The 996-nt window shown below is 39.1% G+C and carries 2 protein-coding genes; both read left to right on the top strand.

Translation table 11 applies throughout. From position 1 onward, the window contains the following. Positions 1-381: conjugal transfer protein TraO (locus tag IR083_RS12450; protein ID WP_194224553.1), on the top strand; the 381-nt coding region annotated here is incomplete at its 5' end. 4 nt (positions 382-385) lie between these two features. Beyond that, positions 386-925 carry a DUF3872 domain-containing protein gene (locus tag IR083_RS12445; protein WP_194224552.1) on the top strand — a complete coding sequence of 180 codons (540 nt, stop codon included), beginning with the start codon at positions 386-388 and terminating at the stop codon, positions 923-925. Positions 926-996 lie beyond the last annotated feature (71 nt).

The raw sequence follows: 996 nt of genomic DNA, 5'->3' as shown, positions 1-996 counted from the left end.
TGGGTATTCGGTGCGGAATATCTTCAGAAAAACTATGATTACAAAGAAATGGCAATCCCCGTTTCTGCATTTACTGCGGAGGGTGGCTATTACTACAACTTTTTGTCTGATGGCAGCAAAACACTCTTTATGTCTTTAGGAATATCAGCCCTGGGCGGCTACGAGACTTGCAATTGGGAGGACAAGGTTCTCTACGATGGCTCTACACTTACAAATGAAGGTGCTTTTGTATATGGTGGAGCTGCCACACTGGAGATAGAAAACTATCTCTCTGATCGTATTGTATTGATCATTAGTGCACGCCAGCGGATACTATTTGGTAGTTCTATTGGGAAATATCATACACAAGTAGGAATTGGTTTAAAATTTATAATCAATTAAAACAATGAAAAATAAGATAGGAAAAATACTTGTTGGATGTTATGTGCTGGGAGCACTGGCATTCGTGTGTGCCTGTAGTGACCAGTTGGATATTAAACAGGATTATGACTTTGATCTGGAGACGCTTCCGGTTCAAAAGACGATAGAAGTAAATGAAACTGCGGAAATCAGGTGTCAGCTGGTTACGGAGGGTGACTATATAGGGAATGAATACTTTATAAGGTACTTTCAAAGTGATGGAGAGGGGATTTTGATGGATGATGAAGGGACTATTTTCACTCCGAATGACTTGTATCCATTGACAAAAAGAACATTCAGGCTTTATTATAAATCTCTTGGGACAAGCAGGCAGGTTCTGGACGTGTATATCGTGAATTCTTTTGGAAAAGTGGTTCAAAAGACCTTTAGTTTCACCAATAGTTCCACGCAGGAAGAGAATATTGAAGTAAACTTGAAGTATGAACAATTTAAATTGTTGACAAATGGGCATGGCAATAGGTTTCTTTGTATATCAGGTAGTGGTATGGGCAGTTATTGTCTATAAGCTAAGAAAGGCTCCTACAGATAAGGAGCTGTGGAATGAGGATATCGAATAATTATAACATTAGCCTCTGA

It is taken from the genome of Dysgonomonas sp. GY75 (genome assembly GCF_015234155.1).
GTDB lineage: Bacteria > Bacteroidota > Bacteroidia > Bacteroidales > Dysgonomonadaceae > Dysgonomonas > Dysgonomonas gadei.
This window is presented reverse-complemented; position numbering and strand designations above follow the sequence as displayed.

Bases quoted from the DNA above. Each gene is read 5' to 3' on its own strand.
- IR083_RS12445 (WP_194224552.1), top strand. From the start codon at position 386: ATGAAAAATAAGATAGGAAAAATACTTGTTGGATGTTATGTGCTGGGA.